Source organism: Propioniciclava sp. LT432 (assembly GCF_059515965.1).
Window position 1 is genome coordinate 19853 of record NZ_JCAKNE010000005.1, and the last position, 21680, is coordinate 41532.

Sequence of the window (21680 nt, forward strand, 5' to 3'; positions counted from 1 at the left end):
GCTGACCGGCAATCGAGCCCTGTCGAAGGAGTGCCATGGCCCGCATCGTTGCGATCATCGCCGACCTGCTCCTGGTGGTCGTCTTCGCCATCATCGGACGCGCCTCGCACGGGGAGGCGCTGGACGTCGAGGGCATCCAGCGGACGGCGCTCCCGTTCCTGGCCGGCACCCTGATGGCGTGGATCGGCTTCCTCCTGAAGCGCCGTACCGGCACCACCCTGCTCAACGGCGTGTTCGTTTGGGCGATGACGGTCGTCCTGGGCATCCTGTTCCGCCTGTTGCTCGGGGACACCGCCCAGGTCCCGTTCATCGTCGTGGCGACGATCGTCCTGGCCGCGTTCCTCATCGGGTGGCGCGCCGTGCTGCACCTGGTGCGTCGTCCGCGTCGCGGCGCCCCCAAGCCGAAGGATCCGCGCCGCTCCGGCAACCCGGCCAAGCGCAGCACCGGACGCTAGTCACCGGGGCGACGTGCCGGGGTGGACAGGGCTCCACCCTCAGGTGTCGAGGGCCCTCACCCCGCCTGTGGAACCGCCGCCCAGGGTTCGCATGAAGACGATGCGCTCCCCTCGGCGTCCCGACAGCTTGGCCCAGTCGTCGGGATTGGTGGTGTTGGGGAGGTCCTCGTTCTGCGTGACCTCGGCCCGCACCGCCTCCAGGACGTGCGCCCTGCGGACGCCCCGCTCACCTCCGGCCAACAATTCCTTGATTGCCGCCTTCTTCGCCCGTGAGGCGATGTTGGCCAGCATGGCACCGGAGGCGAAGTCCCCCACGTGGAGGACCTCCCGCTGGCCGCTGGCGTACGTGACCTCCACGAAACGGTTGTCGTCAGTGGGGGCGTACAGGTCATCGACCGCGTCGGCGATGACGGAGGTCCGCAGTGCGTCCATACCGCCCGCCGCGGCCACCTCGCGCTCGTTCCACGGCGTCCGCTCGGTCAGCGACAGCCCCAGGATCTCCACCGCTCCCGTGCGCGAGGGGCGGTCCAGCCTGATCTTCACGTCCAGGCGCCCCGGACGGAGGATCGCGGGGTCGATCAGGTCCTCCCGGTTGGTCGCCCCGATCACGATGACGTTGGCCAGCGACTCGACACCGTCGATCTCGGCCAGCAACTGCGGCACGACCGTCGACTCGACGTCCGAGCTCACCCCCGACCCACGGGTACGGAACAGCGAGTCCATCTCGTCGAAGAACACGATGACGGGACGGCCCGCCTCCGCCACCTCCCGCGCACGGGCGAAGGTCAGGCGGATCTGTCGTTCGGTCTCGCCGACGTACTTGTTGAGGAGTTCGGGCCCCTTGATGTTCAGGAACGACGAGCCCACCGAGTTCGCCACGGCCTTGGCCACCATGGTCTTGCCGCAGCCGGGCGGCCCGTAGAGCAGGACGCCCTTGGGCGCGGCCAGGCCGAACTCGCTGAAGAGCTCCCGGTGGCGGAAGGGCAGCTCGACGGCGTCGCGCACCTGCGCGATCTGGTCGTCGAGGCCGCCGATGTCGGACCACTGTACGTCCGGCACCTCCTCGAGCGTGAGCTCCTCGACATCCGTCCTGTCGACGCGTGCCCAGGCGACCAGGGCCCGGCGGTCCGCCAGCAGGGATTCCCCGGGAACCAGCTCGGCGTCCGCCAAACCGGACGCCAGCGCCACGACGACCTCCTCGTCGTTCGCGCCCGCCACCAGGACCGAGCCCCCGTCCAGCCGCTCCCTCACCCGCACGACCTCGCCCGCGTCCCGGTGATCGGTCACCCCGACGACGACCTGGGCCTCGTTCACGAGCACGCCGGCCCCGAGGACGAGTCGCTCGACGTCGACCACCTCCGGAGCCACCGCCGCGCGCAGGAGGCGTCCCCCCACGTGGACGTCGGCCAGGCCCGACTCGGGCAGCCCGACCACGATGCCGAACTGTTGGGGCGGCAGGGCCAACGCGGCGACCTGCTCACGCAGGGCGACCAACTGGTCGCGGGCCTCGCGCAGCGTCGCGTTCAGCTTGTCGTTGTGCTGGGCCAAGGCCCGGGCGTCCGTGCGCGCCTGCGCCAGGCGACGCTCGGCGACCTCCACCCGGCGGTCCGCGTCCTCGATCACGACCGCACCCAGGCGAACACACAGAACGGGTGCCCGTCGGGATCGGCGAAGACGTACAGCGGCTCCTCGGGATCGTCGCTGCGATCGAGCAGCACCCGTGCGCCGAGCCCCACGAGGCGAGCCCGATCCGCCTCCAGTTCCTCGCGGGAGGCGGCGAGGAAGTCCAGGTGCAGCTGCTGCGGCACCCGGGGTCCCGGCCACGTGGATGGCGACAGCTCGTCCACCCGCTGGAACGCCAGCCGCCGGCCGGACTCCGGGTCCACCAGGACGTCCCACTCGGCGTCCGGGGCGGGCTCGCCGCCGCGATGGTCCCAACCGAGCCAGCTCCGGTAGAACTGCGTGGCGCGCCGCACGTCGGTGGTGTCGATCACCGTCTGGAAGAGTTCGGCCATGTCGGCAGCCTAGTCACGTGCCCCCGGCCCGGCTCAGCCCGCGGAGGACTCGTCCTCGGCCACCTCATCCACCGGCGCCTCGACCAGCGGCACCTCGACCCCGGCCGGACGCGGCCCGGTGTAGTCCGCGCCGTACGCCCCGGGCGCCGGCCGGCGCTTCTTGCGGGGGGCCTGGTGCCCGGGCGCCAGCCTGCGGGTGAACATCAGGAAGCCGGTGTGACCCGAGGTCGCGTGACCCGGGCGGATGGCCAACCCCTCCGCGTGCCAGTCACGCGCGGTGTACTCCCGCATGACGGGTTCGGTGAAACCCCCGTGGGTGCGCAGCGTGTCGGCGGTTCGACCCAGTTGGGTGGCGGTGGCCACGTAGCAGCACAGGACGCCACCCGGGGCGAGCCGCTCCGCCACCGGGTCGATGCAGTCCCAGGGGGCGAGCATGTCGAGGATCGCGCGGTCGACCTGCTCGGGGCCGATGACCTCCGCCAAGTCCCCGAGACGCACCTCCCAGGTGGCCGGCTCCTCGCCGTAGAACATGCGGACGTTCTTGCGCGCCACCTCGGCGAACTCGGGACGCCGCTCGTAACTCCACAACCGCCCGGTCGGTCCGAGCGCGCGCAGGAGGGCCAGCGACAGGGCACCGGACCCCACCCCGGCCTCGAGGACCCGGGCGCCCGGGAAGATGTCGGTCTGCATGAGGATGTGGGCGGCGTCCTTGGGGTAGATCACGGCCGCCTGCCGCGGCATGGCGACCATCACGTCGTGCAGCAGCGGCCGGAACACCAGGAACTCGGCGCCCCCGACGGACACGGCGACGACGCCCTCGGGTCCGCCGATGATGTCGTCGTGGCTGATGCCCCCCTTGGTCGTGTGGAAGACGCCGCCAGCGCGCAGCCTCACGGTGTGCCGGCGGCCCTTGGCGTCCGACATCACGACGCGTTCGCCCTCCTGGAGAGGGCCGGTCGTGGTCGCGGGGACGGGATCAGTCACGCAGGCTCCAGAGTCCGAGTTGCCAGGCAGGACCGAACGGTTGGCCCTGCAGGGTCGTGCCGGGGCCGAGCAGCATCGTCTCGGGCCCGATGGCGAGGGGGATGAGGGTCAGGTCGACCGCCGCCTGCTGCTGGATCTCGGCCAGCAGGGCCTCACGGGTGGCGGGGTCCGGGGTTTCGCGCGCGCTCTGGACCAGGCCGTCGATCTTGGCCTGGGAACCCGGGAGGGCGTCGTCCACGTAGGGCTGCAGCCAGCCGAACGCCGTGTTCACCCAGGCCGGACGATCGGTCAGGACCAGGTCGCTGGCGGCGGCGTCCGGCACCAGCTGGACCGACATCCCGGCGGATTCCTCCAAGCGGTCTCGCAGCACGGCCGCGCGCTCGCGAGCGCCGGGGGCCTGGGACGAGTAGCCCAGCGTCAGGCGCAGCCGCTGGCCGCCAAGGTCGGGCAGCTCCCCCGATCCGCCGACGGGGAACGACTCCACCGATCCCGGGACCGACGGCGGAACGATGGACGCCAGCGTCCGGTCCGGCTGGAGCGCCACAGCCACGGCCGCCCGGACGGCGGGATCCTCCCGGAAGGGGGAGGCGGAGCCGAACGCCAACCTCTGGACGCGGGCGCCCGGGAGTTCGACCAGGGTGAAGCCCGACTCAGCGCTCCCGTCGTCGGCCTCCATCGCGGTGCTGATGCGCTCCAGCGCCGACGGCGAGAGGCTTCGCCACACGACGTCGGTGGTCGCCTCCGCGACGGCTCGCTCGGCGGCCGCGGAGTCGGGGGCGAAGGAGAGCATGATCTCGTCGATGCTGCCGGTCAGGGCCCCCCGGTAGTCCTGGAACCGCTCGAACACGAGGTGGTCGGACGCCGTCGTCACGAGTTCGTAGGGGCCCGAGCCGACGACCGGCGCCTCGTTCGGGCGCACCGCGTCCGGGTCGTACAGTTCCTCGTCCACGATGCTGGCGGACGGGGTGGCCAAGGCGTACCCGAACTGGGTGTCAGCGTACTTGAGCACGAACGACACGGTCTGGTCGTCCACGACCTCGACCCGCTCGAGCGAGTCGAACAGCTGGATGGAGCTGTTCGGCACGCTCAACCGGTACGCGCGCTCGATGCTGAACTTCACGTCGGTCGCGGTGAGCGCGTGGCCGTTGTGGAAGGTCAGGCCGGGTGGCAGGTCGCACTGGTAGGTGGTCGGCGACGTGTAGAGGCAGTCGCGAGCCAGGTCGGGCTTGAGCTCGGCAGCCTGGGGGTGGACGACCATGAGGCGGCTGAAGGAGTTGAGGGCCACGATGGCGTCCGGGCCCGTCGTGGCCGCCGCCGGGTCGAACGTGGAGGGTTGCTCCGTGGTGGTCACGGTGAACGGACGCGGCGCCGGGGTCGCCGACGCCGACGAGGTTCCGCTCGGCTCTGGCTGCGGGACGGTCGGTCCGGTGCAGCCCGCCAGCACCGCCGCGGCGAGGACGCCGATGAGCGCCCTACGCATCGCGGAGCTCACGCCAGTGCCCCCCCAGCTCGGCCAACGTGAGGCCGGCCAGGGTCGGGACGAGCCGCCGCCGCGTGGCGGGCGCCATCTCCTGCTCGAACGGGATGCCCAGCGTCGCCAGTCCGGCACGCTCCGCGGACGTCGTGCCGGGGATGGAGTCCTCCAGCGCCAAGCAGTCACGAACCTCCAGGCCGAGACGCTCCACGGCCGTCAGGTACGGCTCCGGTCCCGGCTTGCCCTCGGTGACCATGTCTCCGCCGACCACGACCTCGAACCTGTGGTTGTCCATCCCGGCGAGGATGGCCTCCAGCACGCCCACGAAGGTGGCGGACACCAACGCCTGGCGCATGCCGGCCGCGGCCGCGGCGTCCAGCAGTTCCAGGGCGCCCGGGCGGAACTCCACGCCCTGGACCTCCATGTCCGCCAAGGCGTAGTCGTTCAGGACCTGGGCGTACTCGTCGGGGTCACCGTCGGTGCGCCCCGCGATGCGCATCAGGGTCAGGGCGCTGTCGCGCAGCGACAGGCCCGTCATCGCCTTCTGCTGCTCGGGGGTGACGGTCGCCCCCCACTCGGCGGCGAGCCTGCGCTCGGCGGCGTGCCAGGACTTCTCCGAGTCGACCAGCGTGCCGTCGAAGTCCCACAGGAGCGCGGCGGGCAGGTCGACGCCGGGGGTGGGGTCAGCGTGCATTGAAGTACTTCGCCTCCGGGTGGTGAACGACGAGCGCGTCGGTGGACTGCTCGGGGTGCAGCTGCAGCTCCTCGCTCAGGGTCACGCCGATGCGCTCGGGCTCCAGCAGCGACACCAGCTTCGCACGGTCCTCCAGATCGGGGCACGCCGGGTAGCCGAAGCTGTACCGGGAGCCACGGTAGGCCTGGTCGCGGATCATGGCGTCCACCTCGGCATCGCCCTGACCGGTGAGGCCCAGGTCCTCGCGGACGCGGGCGTGCCACATCTCGGCGAGCGCCTCCGTGAGCTGCACCGACAGCCCGTGCAATTCGAGGTAGTCACGGTAGGAGTGCTCCGCGAACAGCCTGGTGGTCTCCTCGGCGACACGCGCCCCCATGGTGACCAACTGGAACGAGATGACGTCCGGGCCCAGCTCGGCGGCCTCCTCGGCGTCCCGGAAGAAGTCGGCCAGGCACAGGCGCCTGTCGCGCGACTGGCGCGGGAACAGGAACCGGGTGATCTCGCGGGACGGGTCCGCAGGGTCGCCGATGATGAGCGTGTTGCCCTCGGAGTGGCAGGGCCAGTAGCCGTAGGTCACCGCGAACTCCGCGAGTCCGTCGGTGGCGATGCGGTCCAGCCAGGCGCGCAGGCGCGGCAGGCCCTCGGTCTCGACGAGTTCCTCGTACGTGGCCCCCTCGCCATCCGTGCCGCCACGCGTACCCCGCAGTCCCCACTGGCCCATGAACGTGGCCCGGTGGTCGAGCCAGCCGGCCACGTCCGCCAGCTTGATGCCCTTGACGACGCGACTGCCCCAGAACGGCGGCGTGGGGACGTCGATGCGTCGCGCCACGTCCGAGCGGGTGGGGTCGGAGTACAGGTCGGGATCGAGCTCCTCCTGGCGGGTCTTCCCCTTCACCTTGCGCTCGCGGGGCGCGGGCAGCGCCTCCTGCTCGCCGCGCTTGACGGCCATGACCTGGTCCATGAGGTTGAGGCCCTCGAACGCATCACGGGCGTAGCGGACCTCACCCTCGAAGAGGCAGTTGAGGTCCTGCTCGACGTACGCGCGGGTCAGCGCGGCACCGCCCAGGAGGACGGGCTTGTCGATGAGGCCCTTGGCGTTCAGCTCGAGCAGGTTGTCCTTCATCACCACGGTCGACTTCACCAGCAGTCCGGACATGCCGATCGCGTCGGCGTTGTGGGCGACCGCCGCCTCGATGATCGTGCCGACCGGCTGCTTGATGCCGAGATTGACGACCGTGTAGCCGTTGTTGGTGAGGATGATGTCGACGAGGTTCTTGCCGATGTCGTGGACGTCGCCCTTCACCGTGGCCAGAACGATCGTGCCCTTGCCCTCGGTGTCCGACTTCTCCATGTGCGGCTCGAGGTGCGCGACGGCCTTCTTCATCACCTCGGCGGACGCGAGCACGAAGGGCAACTGCATCTGGCCGGAGCCGAACAACTCGCCGACGGTCTTCATGCCGGCCAGCAGGTCGTCGTTGACGATGTCCAGGGCCGGCTTGGTCCTCAGCGCCTCGTCCAGGTCGTCGGCCAAGCCCTTGTCGTCGGCGTCCACGATGCGGCGCTGGAGCCGCTCCGCCAGGGGCAGGGCGGCCATCTCGGCGGCACGGGCCTCCTTGGTGTCCGCGGTGGTGACGCCCTCGAAGAGCTCCAGGAACGTGGCCAGCGGGTCGTAGCCCTCGCGACGGCGGTCGTAGACCATGTCGAGGGCGACCTCGCGCTGCTCGTCGGGGATGCGCGCCATCGGCAGGATCTTGGACGGGTGCACGATCGCCGAGGTCAGCCCGGCCTCGACGCACTCGTTCAGGAACACCGAGTTCAGCACGACGCGGGCTGCCGGGTTGAGGCCGAAGCTGACGTTGCTGACGCCCAGGGTGGTCTGCACCTCGGGGTACTTCGTGGTGATCCGGCGGATCGCCTCGATCGTCTCCACGGCGTCGCGGCGCGTCTCCTCCTGTCCGGTTCCGATGGGGAAGGTCAGGCAGTCCACGATGATGTCGGCCGTCCGCAGGCCCCAGTTCCGGGTGAGGTCCTCGATGAGCCGCTCGGCGACCCTGACCTTCCAGTCGGCGGTGCGCGCCTGGCCCTCCTCGTCGATGGTCAGGGCGACGACGGCGGCGCCGTGCTCCTTGACGATCGGCATGACGCGGGCGAAGCGGCTGCCCGGCCCGTCGCCGTCCTCGTAGTTGACCGAGTTGATGACGCAGCGTCCACCGAGCGACTCCAGGCCGGCCTCGATGACCTCGGGCTCGGTGGAGTCGAGCATGATCGGGAGCGGGACGGCCGTGTTGAGACGGGTCGCCAGTTCCCGCATGTCGGCGGTGCCGTCGCGACCGACGTAGTCGGCGCACAGGTCGAGCAGGTGGGCGCCCTCACGGGACTGGGCCTTGGCGATGTCGACGCACTCGTCCCACTTCGCGCCGAGCATGGCCTCCCGGAAGGCCTTGGAGCCGTTGGCGTTGGTGCGCTCCCCCACGCTCAGGTAGGAGGTGTCCTGCCGCAGCGGCGTCTCGGCGTACAGGCTCGAGACGGACGCCAGCGCCTGCGGCTCGCGCGCGGCCACCGGACGCCCGCGCACCGACTCCGCGAGCTGGCGGATGTGCTCCGGGGTCGTGCCGCAGCACCCACCGACCAGCGCCAGCCCGAACTCGCCGACGTACTGGGTGAGGGTGGCGGTGAACTCCTCCGGTCCGAGGGGGTAGCGGGCCCCGTCCTTCGTGAGCTCCGGAAGACCCGCGTTGGGCATGCACGCGACGCCGATCCTCGCGAACCGGGACAGGTGGCGGAGGTGCTCGCTCATCTCGGCGGGGCCCGTGGCGCAGTTCAGCCCGATGACGTCGATGCCGAGCGGTTCGAGCGCGGTCAGCGCCGCGCCGATCTCCGACCCCATGAGCATGGTGCCGGTGGTCTCGACGGTCACGTTCACCAGGATCGGGAGGTCGACACCGGCCTCCGCCATGGCGCGCTTCGCCCCCACGATCGCGGCCTTGGACTGCAGCAGGTCCTGGCAGGTCTCGACCTGGAAGGCGTCGATGCCGCCCCGGATCATGGCCGCGGCCTGGGTCTGGTAGCCGTCGCGGATCGTCGAGTACGGGAGGTGCCCCAGGCTCGGGAGCTTCGTGCCGGGACCCATCGACCCCAGCACCCAGCGCGGCCGATCGGGGGTGGACGCCGCGTCCGCCGCCGTGCGCGCGATGCGGGCGCCGGCCTCGGCGAGTTCGGCGATCCGGTCCGGGATGTCGTACTCGCCCAGCGCGGCCAGGTTCGTGCCGAAGGTGTTGGTCTCGATCGCGTCGGCGCCCGCGTCCAGGTAGGCGGCATGGATGGCCGCGACGACATCGGGACGGGTGACGTTGAGGATCTCGTTGCAGCCCTCGAGCCCGGCGAAGTCGCCGTCGACGGACAGCTCGTACCCCTGGAGCATCGTCCCCATGCCCCCGTCGGCGATGACGACGCGGGTGGACAACGCTGTTCTCAGGTCTTGGATCACCGATACAGGATAGGCGAGGCCCTGTCCCGACCCGGAACGGGCCCGCCTCCTGAGCGGCGCGGATGGGCGCGCTAGGGTGATTCGCATGGTAACGCCGCGCCTGACCGACCTTCGGCGTCCGGTCGTGCTGTTCGCGTTCAGCGGCTGGAACGACGCCGGCGACGCCGCCACGGGTGTCATCGACCACCTGAGCGACAGCTACGAGACCGAGTTCGCGTTCCAGCTGGACCCGGACGACTACTACGACCTGACCGAGAACCGTCCCGTGCTCGTGCGCCAGGACAACGGCGAGCGGTCGGTCCAATGGGCCACCACGGAGGTCCTCGTGGCCCACCTCCCGGAGCAGGACCTCGTGCTGGTGAACGGTCCCGAGCCCAACCTCCGCTGGAAGGCGTTCTGTGCATCGCTCGTGTCCGCCTTCCGCTCGATCCGTCCGAAGCGCGTGATCGCCATGGGGGCGATGCTGGCGGACGCGCCGCACAGCCGTCCCGTCCCGGTGTCGGAGGACGGCACCGACTACGAGGGTCCCACCGGTGTCGTGGGCACCCTCGCCCAGGCGTGCCGCGACGCGGGCCTGACCACGACCAGCCTGTGGGCGTCGGTGCCGCACTACGTGGCGGAACCGCCGAACCCCAAGGCGACGCTGGCCCTGGTGCGGCGGGTCGGTGAGTTCCTCGACTCCCCCCTGGATGAGCACGACCTGCCCCAGATGGCGGCGACGTGGGAGATCCGGGTCAACGAGCTCGTCGGGGACGACCCCGACATCGTGGAGTACGTGACCAGCCTCGAGCAGCGCTACGACACCGCCGAGGCGACGGGCGACGAGATCGCCTACGAGTTCGAGCGGTACCTGCGCCGCCGGGGACGCTGAAAGTCGCCAGCGTCGAGCGGCAGGGTTAGCCTCGAGCCACACGAACCCGGAGGGACCAATGGCGCGCCTGTCGGTAGTTGAGTTGCTGGAGGCCGTCTTCGACCGCGTGGTGACCTGGGATCTCCCGGTTGGCGACCCGGCCATCACCTCCACCTACCGGGCGGAGTTGGACGCAGCCCGTGCAAGGACAGGACGTGACGAGTCGATCCTGGCCGGCGAGGCGACGCTGCGCGGACGCCGTGTGGCGTGGGTCGCCGGTGACCCGGCGTTCCTGCTGGGCTCCATCGGGATCGCCGCCGGCGTCCGCCTGACGGGGGCCCTGGAGCGCGCCACCGCCGAGCGCCTGCCCGTGATCGCGTTCCCCGTCGGGGGCGGCACCCGCATGCAGGAGGGCACGGTCGCCTTCCTCCAGATGGTCAAGATCACCGGTGCCGTCATGGCCCACAAGGCCCAGGAACTCCCCTACCTCGTCTACCTGCGCAACCCCACCATGGGCGGCGTGTTCGCCTCGTGGGGGTCGTTGGGCCACGTGACGCTGGCCGAACCCGGGGCGCTGGTCGGCTTCCTCGGTCCACGCGTGTACGAGGCGCTCTACGGCGAGCCCTTCCCGTCCGGAGTGCAACTGTCGGACAACCTGGCCGAACGCGGCGTCATTGACGCGCTCTGCCCGCCGGACGAACTGGGCGAGGCCCTGGACCGCCTGCTGACGGTGATGCTGGCCCGCACCGAGACCGGGCTGACCTCCGAGGCCCGCGCGGTGGCGCCGCCAGCGGCTGCCCCGGTCGAGCTGCCGGACGTGCCCGCCTGGGAATCCGTGCTGCGGACGCGGCGCCGGGATCGTCCCGGACTCCGCGACCTGCTCAGGGTGGCAGCCACCGACGTGACCATGCTGAACGGGACGGGCGACGGCGAATCGCATCCCGGCTCGGTGCTCGCCCTGGCCCGCTTCGGCGAAGCCCCGTGCGTCGTCGTCGGTCAGGACCGCCTGCGGCAGGACGAGCCCCTCGGGCCGGCCGCACTGCGCGAGGTTCGCCGCGGCATCCGGCTCGCCCGAGAACTGCGGTTGCCGCTGGTGAGCGTCATCGACACGCCCGGGGCCGCCCTGTCGAAGGAGGCCGAGGAACGGGGGCTGGCGCCCGAGATCGCCCGCACCCTCAGCGAATTGCTGACGCTGCCGACGCCGACGGTGAGCCTCCTGATGGGTCAGGGTGCGGGCGGCATCGCCCTCGCCCTGAACCCGGCCGATCGCGTCCTGGCCAGCCAGCACGCGTGGCTGGCGCCCCTGCCGCCCGAGGGTGCCTCGGCAATCATGCACCGGACGGTCGACCGCGCCCCCGACGTCGCCACGCTGCAGGGCGTCCGTTCGATCGACCTGCTGGCGGCGGGGATCGTCGACCGGGTCGTCCCGGAGCCGGACGACCCGGCGTCCGATCTCGAGGCGTTCTGTGGAGCGCTCGGCACGGCCCTGCGCGACGAACTGCTGTGTGTCATGGCGATTCCCCGCAAGGAGCGCCGTGCCGCGCGTGCCCAGCGCTACCGCGAGTTGGGTCAGCGCCAATAGTTGTTCGCGGCGGCCACCGTCTGGAACTTGATCGCGACCACCTGCGAGGCCGCGCGAACGGAGCCGTCAGGCGAGAGCTTGGCGGAGCGTGTCGAGCGCCTGTTGCTCCTCGGGTTGCACGCCCTGGGACGCCTCGGCCACCTGCTGGACGGCGGCCAGCACGACCTGCCTGAGGGCGTCCGCGTCGGCGGGGTCCTTGGCGGCGACGGCGGCCAGCGCGGCCTGGAGGTCGGGCACCACGGACGCGTCGAACTCCTCCGGGGACTGCGCCTCGGGGAGGACGAAGCCACCCGTGAGCAGGGAGCGGACGTTCTCCGGGGCCGCGGCCAACGCCCGGGCTCCCGCGGCGCTCTCAGGGAATGCGGCGAAGAAGCCCGGATCGGACTTGGAGACGTACGCCAACGCGTTGAGGACGGCGCGACGGACCTGGTCGGTTTCCTGTTCGGTGTACTCAGCCATGGCTGTCATCTTGGCCACCGGCACCCCGGCTTGTCACCGGCTCTCAGGGAATCCTCAGGGTCTGTGGGTTCCGTGGCGCCGAGGGTCTACTGGATCGCCCGGCGCGGAACGCGCTCGCCCCGGCGGGGGTCCCAGACACCCTCGGGGCGCTGCTCACCACGCAACTCCTCCACCAGGGTGGTGACGGCGTCCATGATGCGCTCGGTGGCGACGCGCATGGCCTCGACGTCGGTGCGTCCCACCAGGTCCGCCAGGTCGACGGGCTGGCCCATGATGATCCGCACGGTCTTGCGCGGGAAGATTCGCGGGAGGGTCAGCTTGCGTCCGGGCATGATCGCGTGGGTCCCCCAGTGGGCCGTCGGGATGACCGGCACCCCGGTGGCCAGCGCGAGCCGTGCCACGCCCGTCCGGGCCGTCTGGGGCCACAGGTCGGGATCGTGCGTCCGGCCCCCCTCGGGGTAGATGCCGACGCACTCCCCCCGCTCCAGCGCAGCCTGCGCCGGGGCCAGGGCGTCACGGGCGTTCACCGAGTTCCGCAGCACCGGAATCTGGTTGCACTGGCGTGCGAACCAGCCCACGACCGGGACCTTCCACAGTTCTGCCTTGCCCAGGTAGCGGGGCCAGCGTCCGGACCAGATGACGTAGCGGCCCACGGCCAGCACATCCGCGTAGGAGACGTGGTTGCTCACCAGCAGCATGCCGCCGCTGGCGGGCAGCTGGCGGGCGTCGTCCCACACCTCGCGGCTGACTGCGCGGAACACCCAGCCGACGAGGACCGCCAGGCCGCGGTAGACGCGACCGTCACCGGGAGCACTGGGCGTGCGCAGCGGGCGCTGGCTGCGGTTGGCGAGTTCCTGGCCCACGATCGGCCTCAGTGCCCGGCACAGCGTGCGTCGGCCAGCTCGCCGAGCGACCGGACCATGACGTCCGGGTCGTCCGCACGGAACACCGCGGAGCCGGCCACGAAGACGTCGGCACCGGCGTCCACGACCTGCTCGATCGTGGACTCGGACACTCCTCCGTCGACCTGGATCCAGATCTCCTGACCGGAGTTCTTGACGATCTCACGCGTGCGGCGGATCTTGCCGAGCATGCCTTCGAGGAACTTCTGCCCGCCGAAGCCGGGGTCGACGGTCATGATCAGGACCATGTCGAACTCGGTGATGATGTCGGCCAGCGGCTCGATGGGGGTCTGCGGGCGCAGGCCGATGGACGCCCGCGAACCGAGCGACCGGATCTGGCGCGCGGTGCGGATCGGTGCGTTGGACGCCTCGACGTGGAAGGTGACGGACTCGCAGCCGATCTCGGCGTAGGCGGGCGCGTGGACATCGGCGTTCTCGATCATCAGGTGGATGTCGAGGAAGGCGTCCTCGTGGTTCTTGCGCAGGCACTCGACCACCGGGAGGCCCAGCGTCAGGTTGGGCACGAAGTGGTTGTCCATGACGTCGATGTGGATGCCGTGCGAGCTGGGGATGCGCCGGATCTCGTCGTCCAGGCTGGCCAGGTTCGCGTTCAGGATGCTCGGATGGATGCGGTTCGCCACAGGCCGACTCTACCGGCGTGGGGTCAGGATCGGCGCAGCGTTGCCAGGAACATGGCATCCGTCCCGTGCCGGTGCGGCCACAGTTGGACGTAGGGGCCCAGGGCAGCGTCCTCGACGCCGGGCAGCGCGGCGGGGGCGTCCAACACCTCCACGTCGTCACGCTCAGCGAGCACCGCCTCGAGGACGCCACGGGTCTCGTCCGCGTGGGGTGAGCACGTGACGTAGGCGACGACCCCGCCCGGGGCCGCCGAGTCGAGCGCCGCGTTGAGCAGGCGACGTTGCAGCGGGACGAGGGCCGCGAGGTCGGCGGGGGTTCGCCGCCATCGCGACTCCGGACGCCGCCGTAGCGCCCCCAGTCCGGTGCAGGGCACGTCGGCCATGACGCGGGCGAAGGTGTTGGACGGCCAGGCCGGACGGGTGCCGTCGGCGGCGATGACCACGGGGGCGTGCGCCCCCTCGTAGGCGCGCAGGGCGTTCGCGACCAACTGGGCCCGATGGGGCTGCAGCTCGGAGGCCAGCAGGGTCTGCCCAGCTCCGCGTGCCAGGCCCGCCAGCAGGGCCGCCTTGCCGCCCGGGCCGGCGCAGAGGTCCAGCCAGGGGCCCTCGGGAGCTTCGGTCTCGGCCAGGGCCCACGCCACCAGCTGGCTGCCCTCGTCCTGGACACCGGCTCGACCCTCGCGCACGGCCGCGACGTCAGCGGGGTTGCCGGCCCGGCGGGCCCCGAACGGTGAGTGCACCGTGGGCCGGCCGTCCAGTTCCCCAATCTCGGCGAGTCCGGGACGGACCACCAGCGTGGGGAGGGGCGCGACGTTGTTCGCGGCGAGGGCGGCCTCCGCCTCGTCGCCCAGCAGGGTGACGTGGGCCTCCGCGATCCAGCGGGGGTGGTGGGTCCGGAGGGCCAGGGCACCCAGGGCGTCCTCCTCCCGGGACAGCTCCGCGATCCAGCCGTCCATGTCGCGGGCGGAGACCTTGCGCAGGACGGCATTGGTCAGCCCGGCGACCTTCTCCCCCACCTCGGCGGCGGCGAGGTCGACCGTGGCGGCGATCGCGGCGTGCGGGGGCACCCGCATGGACAGCAGTTGGTGCGCGCCCAGGCGCAGCGCGTCCGCCAGTGATGGGTCGAAGCCGTCCCGGCCGGACGCCGCGGCCAGGATCCGGTCGTACGTGCCGAGCAGCCGGCAGGTCCCGGAGACGAGTTCGGTGACGAAGGCCGCGTCCCTGGCCTCCAGGTGGGCCTCCCCCAGCACGCGCGCGGTCTCGAGGTTCGCGTAGGCGTCCTGCTGCGTGACCGCCCCGAGGATGCGGTACGCCAGGAGACGCGGCCGGTCCGGACGCCGGCGCCGCAACCTGCGGTTGGCCCGGCCCCCTGAGGTTGCCCGGCTCCCCGGGCCGGCGGACGGGCCCATCAGGCGAACCGGACCGTGTCATGCAGGCCGCGACCCCAGTCGGCGGCGGCCATCTCCTTCTTGCCCTGCGGCTGGACCCGGACGAGTTCGAGGGCCCAGGTGCCCGTCCCGACCAGAACCCTGCGCTTCTCCACCCGGACCTCGCCCGGCGCGAGGCCCTCCTCCAGCGTGGGTGCGGCGAGTGCGACCTTGAAGCGCTCCGCGTCGCCGTCACCCACGGTGGCCATGGTCCAGGCCATCGGCTCGGGTGAGCACCCGCGGATCAGGCGCTCGAGTTCGACCGCGGGACGGCTCCAGTCGAGGTGCGCCTCCTCGACGGTGATCTTCGGGGCGAGGGTCAGCCGTTCGAGGTCGACCTGCGGGACGGGCGTGGCGCCCGCGGCAATGGCATCGAGGGTGTCCACGAGGAGACGGGCCCCCGCCACCGCCAGGGTCTGCAGCAACTCCCCGGCCGTCTCGGTGCCCTCCAAGGCGTGCGTGATGGTGCCGTACACCGGCCCGGCGTCCAGTTCCCGCACGAGTCGGAAGGCCGTCGCACCGGTGACATCGTCACCGGCCATGATGGCGCGCTGCACGGGAGCAGCGCCGCGCCAACGGGGCAGCAGGGAGAAGTGCAGGTTCACCCACCCATGGACCGGGATGTCCAGGACGTCCTGGGGCACGAGCGCGCCGTAGGCGACGACCGGGCAGACGTCCGGCGCGAGCGCGGTGAGGGCCTCGACGAAATCGGGGTCGCGTGGGTGCACCGGCTTGAGCACCGGGATCCCCCGCTGCTGGGCCCAGGCCCCCACCGCGCTCGGCAGCAGCTTCCTGCTGCGGCCACGGGCGGCGTCCGGCCGGGTGACGACCGCGACGACCTCGTGGTCGGAGGCGACCAGGGACTCCAGCGAGGGCAGGGCGACGGACGGGGTTCCGGCAAAGACGAGACGCACCCCGACAGCTTACGGCGCCCGGGCTCCGGAGTTGTGCCCCCTCACCAGGGGTCGACCTGGAGGCGCATGGCTCCGGGGGCCTTGCGCGAGAGCCGGTCGGCGACGACCTCCTTCAGCCCGGACACGAGGAGGTCGCCGTGGGCCGGGGGGCACCGGACGGTCAGCCGCCACGTCTCCCCTTCCTTCGACTCCAGCGGCACGGGCCCGAAGGGCTCGCCACCGGGCACCGGACGCCACGCCGCCTCTGCCTCGTCGAGCGCTGCCCGCGGCCCGTCGAACTGGACGAGCCGCGCCGCCGGCGGGAACCGGGTCTCGACGCGCTCGGCGTACTCGCGGGCGGCGAAGCCCCCCACATCGAGGCGGACCAGCGCCTGCAGGGCCCGAGCATCCGGCTCCCCCACGGCCATGACCGTGCCGCCACGGGCGGCCGGGCGGACGAGGGCGCACACCGACAGCCAACGGCGCAGGGCCTCCTCGGCCGCACGCAGGTCCGGTCGGCCCAGCAGCAGGCCCGTGTCCATCAGAATCGCCGCCGCATAGCCACCGACGGCCGACGGCTCGGCACCGGGCGTGGCCAGCACCAGCGCCGGCTCATCGGCGACCGTGTCCAGCAGGTGCCCTGACCACGATTGGAGCACCCGCACCCGGGGAAATGCGCGTCCCAGCTCCTCGGCGGTGCGCCGAACGCCGACGCGCGGTGCCCGCACCGTGGTGTCGCCACACTCGGGGCACTGCCACGGACCCTCCAGCGGTCCACACGTGGAGCACACCAGGGTGAGCTCCCCGCCGCGAACCCGCTCACCCCGAAGCGGGAGTGAGCACCGCGGGCACCGGGCGAGGTTCCGACAGGCCTGACAGGCCATGCTGGGTGCGTACCCGGCCCGTGGGACCTGCAAGAGCACGGGCCCGGACGTCAGCCCCGCCCGGATGGCGGCGAAGACGTCGCGGGGCAACCGGGCGGTGTGGGCGGCCGGATCGCGATCCTCGGCGCGCTCGTCGGCCGAGGCGATGCGGACCGCCGGACCCAGCCTCCGTACCTCGCGGGCCTCGTGGGCCAAGGGGACCAGCCACCCGCGTTCCACCAGTGCCTCGACCTCGGCCGTGCGGCCGTACCCGGCCAGCAGGAGACCGCACTGCTCGCGGCTGGCGCGCAGGGCCGCGACCTCGCGGGCATGGGGGTAGGGGGCCCGCGGTTCGGCCAGCGCATCGTTGCCCTCGTCCCACACGACCACCAGCCCGAGGTCGTGCACCGGGGCGAACACGGCTCCGCGCGTGCCCAGCACGAGACGAACGTCCCCCCGGGCCACCGCGAGGAAGTTCCGGTAGCGGGCGGCCGGACCGAGGTCGGCCGACAGCGTGGTGAAACTCCCCGCCCCGAACGCCTGCGTGCACCGGGCCGCCAAGGCCGCCAGGGCGTCCGCGTCCGGCACCACGACGAGCGCCCCCCGCCCCGAGCGCAGCACGGCGCCCGCGGCGTCCACCACGCCACCGGCCCAATCCCCCGGACGGTCGGCCACCGGGACCGGGTTCCAGGCCGCGCGCAGGGGCTCACCGGAGGCCAGGCCGGCGAGGTAGCGTTCCCCACCCGGGTAGGTGCCCAGCACCCCCGGCAGGTCGGAGGTGGTCGCCTCCGGACGCTCGGGCCGGGCCGCGGCCTCGGACGCCGCGTGCCGCGGTGGGATCGCGAGGCGGGCGACGTCGGAATAGGTGCCGCCCCAGTGGTCGGCCACCGCCCGCACGAGGCCCGCGACCGGTCGGGTGAGGACGACCTCGGGGGAGGTCACCCGCTCCAGCGGCGCCAGTCGATCCAGCTCGCTGCCGTCGACGACCTCCAGCACCCACCCGTCGCGCAGCTTGCCGGCGAAACGTACGCGGACGCGCACGCCGGGACGCACGGCGTCCGCCTGCGCGTCGGTGATGGAGTAGTCGAAGACACGATCCAGGTGCGGGAGCGGCACATCGACGGCCACCCGAGCGACGCGCGGCGGCGTCGGCTGGGTTGCGGTCATGAAGGGATCCTAGGGCGGGACTCTGACAATCCCCGCCCGGGGCGGAGCCTCAGCCGCGGACGGCCGCCGCCAGCGCCTCGGCACGGTCCGTGCGCTCCCACGTCATCTCGGGGAGTTCACGGCCGAAGTGGCCGTAGTTGGTGATGCGCGAGTAGATCGGGCGCAGCAGGTCGAGGTCGTGGATGATCGCGGCCGGACGGAGGTCGAAGACCTGCTTGATGGCGTCGTTGATCTGCTCGACGGGCACGGTCTCGGTGCCGAAGCACTGCGTGTACAGGCCCACCGGGTGTGCGCGGCCGATGGCGTAGGCCACCTGCACCTCGCACCGGGTCGCCAACCCCGCGGCCACCACGTTCTTGGCCACCCAGCGCATCGCGTAGGCAGCTGAACGGTCCACCTTGGACGGATCCTTGCCGGAGAAGGCGCCGCCGCCGTGGCGGGCCATGCCGCCATAGGTGTCGACGATGATCTTGCGCCCCGTCACGCCGGCATCGCCCATCGGGCCGCCGATGACGAACTTGCCGGTGGGGTTCGTGTAGGTCTTGCGGCCCTCGGAGCTGATGTCGTAGCGGGCCAGCACCGGGTCGATCACGTGGCGGACGAGGGCGTCCTTGACGATCCCGTCGCGCCAGGCGGCCTCGGTGTGCTGGGTGGACACCACGACGGTGTCGACCCTGACCGCGCGGTCACCCTCGTACTCGATGGTGACCTGGGTCTTTCCGTCCGGCAGCACCCACTCCAGTTCCCCGTCCTTGCGCACCTCCGCGAGGCGCTCGGACAGCCGGTGGGCGATGTCGATGGGCAGGGGCATCAGGGTGGGGGTGTCCGTGCACGCGTAGCCGAACATGAGGCCCTGGTCACCGGCACCCTGACGGTCGTAGGCATCGACGGCCACGCCGTCACGCACCTCCTCGGCGTTGTCCACGCCCTGGGCGATGTCGGGGCTCTGCGAGCCCAGCGACACCAGCACGCCGCAGCTCTTGCCGTCGAACGACGCGGCCGCACGGTCGTAGCCGGTGGACACGATGCGCTCGCGCGCGATGCTCGAGATGTCGGCGTAGGCGGTGGTCGTCACCTCGCCCGCCACCACCACGGTGCCGGTGGTCACGAGCGTCTCCACCGCGACGCGGCTGTTGACGTCCTGCTCCAGCAGGGCGTCCAGGACGGCGTCGCTGACGGAGTCCGCCAGCTTGTCCGGGTGCCCCTCGGTGACCGACTCCGACGTGAACAGACGACTCACGAATCCCCCTTCGACGCCACGACGGCGTCCCAGATGCGGTGCGCGATGACGGCCTTGTCGCCGCTCGCAGTCGCCACCGGCCCGGTGGCGTCGATGATGGTGACGGCGTTGCTCTCCGACCCGAAGACGGCGCCGCCGCTGACGTTGTTGAGGACGAGCAGGTCGCAGCCCTTGCGCGACAGCTTCTCCCGGCCGAGCGCGAGCAGGTCGGCGTCGTCGCTGGCCGTCTCCGCCGCGAAACCGACGATGACCTGGTCGTGGGGACGGTCGTGGCTCAACGTCGCCAGCACGTCCGTGGTCTGGCGCAACTCGAGGGTGAGGCCGCCGTCCCCGACCTTCTTGATCTTCCCGCCGGCCGGCGCCACCGGCGTGAAGTCGGCGGGGGCTGCCGCCATGACGATGACGTCGGCGTCCGGCTGCAGGCGCCGCATGGCGTCCGCCAGGTCGGCGGTCGAGGCGACCCGGACCACCTCCGCGCCGCTCGGGATCGGCAACGCGACGTTGGCGGCCACCAGCGTCACCCGGGCTCCGCGCAGGGCGGCGGCCTGGGCGAGGGCCAGGCCCTGGCGTCCGGACGAGGAGTTGCCGAGGAACCGGACCGGGTCGAGTGCCTCGTGGGTGCCGCCGGCCGAGACGACGACGTGGCGCCCCGACAGGTCACGCGAGCGGACGGCGGCGACCGCCTCGGGCGAATGCAGCAGCGATGCGGCGACCGCGGCGATGTCGAAGGCCTCGGGCAGGCGACCCGGACCGGTGTCGGCACCGGTGAGGCGCCCCGAGGCGGGATCCATCACCAGGACCCCCCGCTCGCGCAGGGTGGCGACGTTCGACTGCGTGGCGGCGTGCTCCCACATCTCGGTGTGCATCGCCGGGACCATCAGCACGGGGCACGTGGCGGTCAGCAGCACGTTGGTCAGCAGGTCGTCGGCCCGGCCGGACGCCGCTCGCGCCAGCAGGTCGGCGGTCGCGGGTGCCACGACCACGAGGTCGGCGGACTGCCCGATCCGGACGTGCGGCACCTCGGTGACGGCGTCGAAGACACCGGTGTGGACGGGCTGCCCCGACAGGGCGGCCCACGTCGTCTCCCCCACGAACTGCAGCGCGTTCGGGGTGGGGACGACGGTGACCTCGTGGCCGCCCTCGCGAAAGCGCCGGAGGACCTCGCACGCCTTGTAGGCGGCGATTCCTCCGGCGACCCCCAGGACGATGCGGCTCACCTCAGGCCCCCGGGAGACGACGGCTCAGGCCAGGTCGTCAGGATCGAACGGGCCCAGCCCGAAGTCGGGATCCGCCTCGGCCTGGGCGCGCGCGGCGGCCTCGGCCTCGGGGTCGATCTCGGTGACCTCGAGCACGTCGGCGGCGATCTCGCGCAGGGCGATGGTCAGCGGCTTCTCCTGCACCGAGGTCTCGACCAGCGGGCCGACGTTCTCGAGCAGGCCCTCGCCGAGCTGGCTGTAGTAGGCGTTGATCTGACGGGCGCGCTTGGCTGCGAACAGGACCAGGCGGTACTTGGAGTCAACCTTGCTCAGGAGGTCGTCGATCGGCGGGTTGGTGATGCCCTCAGGGATGGTGGTGCTCAACGTCAACCTTCTTCACTTGGTGTGATGGGTCTACAAACCCAAGGAGCTTACCAGCTTGGCCACGGTCTCGCCCAACTCGTCGTTCACGATGACCTCGTCGAACTCCTCGGCGGCCGCCATCTCGACCCGCGCGGTCTCGAGGCGTCGGGCCACCTGGTCGGGCGACTCGGTGCCGCGGCCCTCCAACCGGTTCACGAGCGTCGACCAATCCGGCGGGGCGAGGAACACGAAGTGCGCCTCCGGCAGGGTCTCACGCACCTGGCGGGCACCTTGGAGGTCGATCTCCAGGATCACCGGGCGGCCCTGGGCGGCCGCCTCGAGGACCGGCGCGGCCGGGGTTCCGTACCGATGACGCCCGTGCACGACCGCCCACTCGAGCAGGCCGTTGGACGCCACGAGGTCGTCGAATTCAGCGTCGGACAGAAACCGGTAGTGGATGCCGTCCACCTCACCGGGGCGCGGGGGCCGGGTCGTCGCCGAGATGGACACCCAGATCTCCGGGTGTGAGCTCCGCAACCGCTGCACCACGGTGCCCTTCCCGACCCCCGCCGGGCCGGAGAGGACCGTGATGCCATGCCTCACTTGAACTCGGTCTTGAGGCCGGCCACCTGGTGCCGGCCCAGACCGCGGATGCGGCGGTTGGGAGCGATGTCCAACTTCTCCATGACGGCGGCCGCACGCTTCTCGCCCACGCGCGGGAGCGACTTCAGCAGGTCCACGACCTTGATGTGGGCCAGCACGTCGTCCTCCGCCGCGACGTCCAGGGCTGCGGCGAGCGACAACTCACCGGTCCTCACCTTCGCCTTGTGGTCGGCGCGGGCGCGGCGAGCTTGCGTGGCGGCGGCACGAGCAGCCTGCAACTGCTCCGGCGTCAGCTGGGGAATGGACACAACTTGCTCCCAACGTTCTTGTCAAGGGGCGTCGACTGGCGTTCCGGCTGCGCCCGTACCATCTGAGTCGCGACAAATGG

Annotated in this window: 21 protein-coding genes; 3 read left to right on the forward strand and 18 right to left on the reverse strand. The window is 71.8% G+C overall.

All coding sequences use genetic code 11. The features are described 5' to 3' along the window. Nucleotides 1–35 precede the first annotated feature (35 nt). Nucleotides 36–455: a DUF3054 domain-containing protein gene (locus AC5YDV_RS03535; RefSeq protein WP_496184477.1), complete on the forward strand. Its 420-nt coding sequence runs from the start codon at nt 36–38 to the stop codon at nt 453–455. 39 nt (nt 456–494) lie between these two features. Here AC5YDV_RS03535 and arc read toward each other — a convergent pair whose 3' ends face one another. The 6 genes from arc to metH are packed head-to-tail and all read right to left on the reverse strand — an operon-like array spanning nt 495 to nt 9052. Continuing rightward, nucleotides 495–2078: a proteasome ATPase gene (arc, locus tag AC5YDV_RS03540; RefSeq protein WP_496184478.1), complete on the reverse strand. Its 1584-nt coding sequence runs from the start codon at nt 2076–2078 to the stop codon at nt 495–497. Continuing rightward, nucleotides 2075–2470: a VOC family protein gene (locus tag AC5YDV_RS03545; protein ID WP_496184479.1), complete on the reverse strand. Its 396-nt coding sequence runs from the start codon at nt 2468–2470 to the stop codon at nt 2075–2077. The genes arc and AC5YDV_RS03545 overlap by 4 nt, the downstream gene beginning before the upstream one ends. A gap of 33 nt (nt 2471–2503) precedes the next feature. Next, on the reverse strand, nt 2504–3454 hold the full coding sequence (locus tag AC5YDV_RS03550) for a tRNA (adenine-N1)-methyltransferase (protein WP_496184480.1): 951 nt from the start codon (nt 3452–3454) through the stop codon (nt 2504–2506). After that, entirely contained in the window at nt 3447–4934 is a 1488-nt protein-coding gene (locus AC5YDV_RS03555; RefSeq protein WP_496192330.1) for an ABC transporter substrate-binding protein, read from the reverse strand. The genes AC5YDV_RS03550 and AC5YDV_RS03555 overlap by 8 nt, the downstream gene beginning before the upstream one ends. Continuing rightward, a complete protein-coding gene (locus tag AC5YDV_RS03560; protein ID WP_496184482.1) occupies nt 4927–5622 on the reverse strand; it encodes an HAD family hydrolase in 696 nt (231 codons plus the stop codon). Before AC5YDV_RS03560 ends, AC5YDV_RS03555 begins: the two co-directional genes overlap by 8 nt. Then, the gene (gene metH, locus AC5YDV_RS03565) at nt 5612–9052 is read right to left on the reverse strand and encodes a methionine synthase (protein WP_496184509.1); all 3441 of its coding nucleotides are present in this window, start codon (nt 9050–9052) and stop codon (nt 5612–5614) included. Before metH ends, AC5YDV_RS03560 begins: the two co-directional genes overlap by 11 nt. A gap of 142 nt (nt 9053–9194) precedes the next feature. On the opposite strand from metH, the gene AC5YDV_RS03570 reads away from it, so the two are divergent. Both AC5YDV_RS03570 and AC5YDV_RS03575 read left to right on the forward strand, forming a co-directional pair. Continuing rightward, nucleotides 9195–9980 carry a PAC2 family protein gene (locus tag AC5YDV_RS03570; protein ID WP_496184483.1) on the forward strand — a complete coding sequence of 262 codons (786 nt, stop codon included), beginning with the start codon at nt 9195–9197 and terminating at the stop codon, nt 9978–9980. Nucleotides 9981–10038: 58 nt separating this feature from the next. Then, nucleotides 10039–11541 carry a carboxyl transferase domain-containing protein gene (locus AC5YDV_RS03575; RefSeq protein ID WP_496184484.1) on the forward strand — a complete coding sequence of 501 codons (1503 nt, stop codon included), beginning with the start codon at nt 10039–10041 and terminating at the stop codon, nt 11539–11541. On the opposite strand, the gene AC5YDV_RS03580 is transcribed toward AC5YDV_RS03575, so the two are convergent. From AC5YDV_RS03580 to mihF, 12 genes are all read right to left on the reverse strand, one after another. Then, nucleotides 11529–11582 (reverse strand): hexameric tyrosine-coordinated heme protein, encoded by a 54-nt coding sequence (locus AC5YDV_RS03580; protein WP_496184510.1) that lies wholly within the window; start codon nt 11580–11582, stop codon nt 11529–11531. The genes AC5YDV_RS03575 and AC5YDV_RS03580 overlap by 13 nt on opposite strands. Before the next feature lie 25 nt (nt 11583–11607). Beyond that, nucleotides 11608–12000: a hypothetical protein gene (locus AC5YDV_RS03585; RefSeq protein ID WP_496184511.1), complete on the reverse strand. Its 393-nt coding sequence runs from the start codon at nt 11998–12000 to the stop codon at nt 11608–11610. Between the two features lie 86 nt (nt 12001–12086). Then, entirely contained in the window at nt 12087–12863 is a 777-nt protein-coding gene (locus AC5YDV_RS03590; RefSeq protein ID WP_496184485.1) for a lysophospholipid acyltransferase family protein, read from the reverse strand. Between the two features lie 8 nt (nt 12864–12871). After that, nucleotides 12872–13543 (reverse strand): ribulose-phosphate 3-epimerase, encoded by a 672-nt coding sequence (rpe, locus tag AC5YDV_RS03595; protein ID WP_496184486.1) that lies wholly within the window; start codon nt 13541–13543, stop codon nt 12872–12874. 23 nt (nt 13544–13566) lie between these two features. Continuing rightward, nucleotides 13567–14949 (reverse strand): RsmB/NOP family class I SAM-dependent RNA methyltransferase, encoded by a 1383-nt coding sequence (locus AC5YDV_RS03600; RefSeq protein WP_496184487.1) that lies wholly within the window; start codon nt 14947–14949, stop codon nt 13567–13569. Next, nucleotides 14949–15881: a methionyl-tRNA formyltransferase gene (gene fmt, locus AC5YDV_RS03605; protein ID WP_496184488.1), complete on the reverse strand. Its 933-nt coding sequence runs from the start codon at nt 15879–15881 to the stop codon at nt 14949–14951. The genes AC5YDV_RS03600 and fmt overlap by 1 nt, the downstream gene beginning before the upstream one ends. A 41-nt stretch (nt 15882–15922) precedes the next feature. After that, nucleotides 15923–17890: a primosomal protein N' family DNA-binding protein gene (locus AC5YDV_RS03610; RefSeq protein WP_496184489.1), complete on the reverse strand. Its 1968-nt coding sequence runs from the start codon at nt 17888–17890 to the stop codon at nt 15923–15925. A 49-nt stretch (nt 17891–17939) separates the two neighbouring features. Continuing rightward, the gene (metK, locus tag AC5YDV_RS03615; RefSeq protein WP_496184490.1) at nt 17940–19130 is read right to left on the reverse strand and encodes a methionine adenosyltransferase; all 1191 of its coding nucleotides are present in this window, start codon (nt 19128–19130) and stop codon (nt 17940–17942) included. Next, the gene (gene coaBC, locus AC5YDV_RS03620) at nt 19127–20347 is read right to left on the reverse strand and encodes a bifunctional phosphopantothenoylcysteine decarboxylase/phosphopantothenate--cysteine ligase CoaBC (protein WP_496184491.1); all 1221 of its coding nucleotides are present in this window, start codon (nt 20345–20347) and stop codon (nt 19127–19129) included. Before coaBC ends, metK begins: the two co-directional genes overlap by 4 nt. 24 nt (nt 20348–20371) lie before the next feature. Further along, nucleotides 20372–20710, reverse strand: a complete 339-nt coding sequence (rpoZ, locus tag AC5YDV_RS03625; RefSeq protein WP_496184492.1) for a DNA-directed RNA polymerase subunit omega — start codon at nt 20708–20710, stop codon at nt 20372–20374. Nucleotides 20711–20740: 30 nt separating this feature from the next. Further along, nucleotides 20741–21292, reverse strand: a complete 552-nt coding sequence (gene gmk, locus AC5YDV_RS03630) for a guanylate kinase (RefSeq protein ID WP_496184493.1) — start codon at nt 21290–21292, stop codon at nt 20741–20743. Next, the gene (gene mihF / locus AC5YDV_RS03635) at nt 21289–21600 is read right to left on the reverse strand and encodes an integration host factor, actinobacterial type (RefSeq protein ID WP_496184494.1); all 312 of its coding nucleotides are present in this window, start codon (nt 21598–21600) and stop codon (nt 21289–21291) included. The genes gmk and mihF overlap by 4 nt, the downstream gene beginning before the upstream one ends. Between the last annotated feature and the right edge of the window lie 80 nt (nt 21601–21680).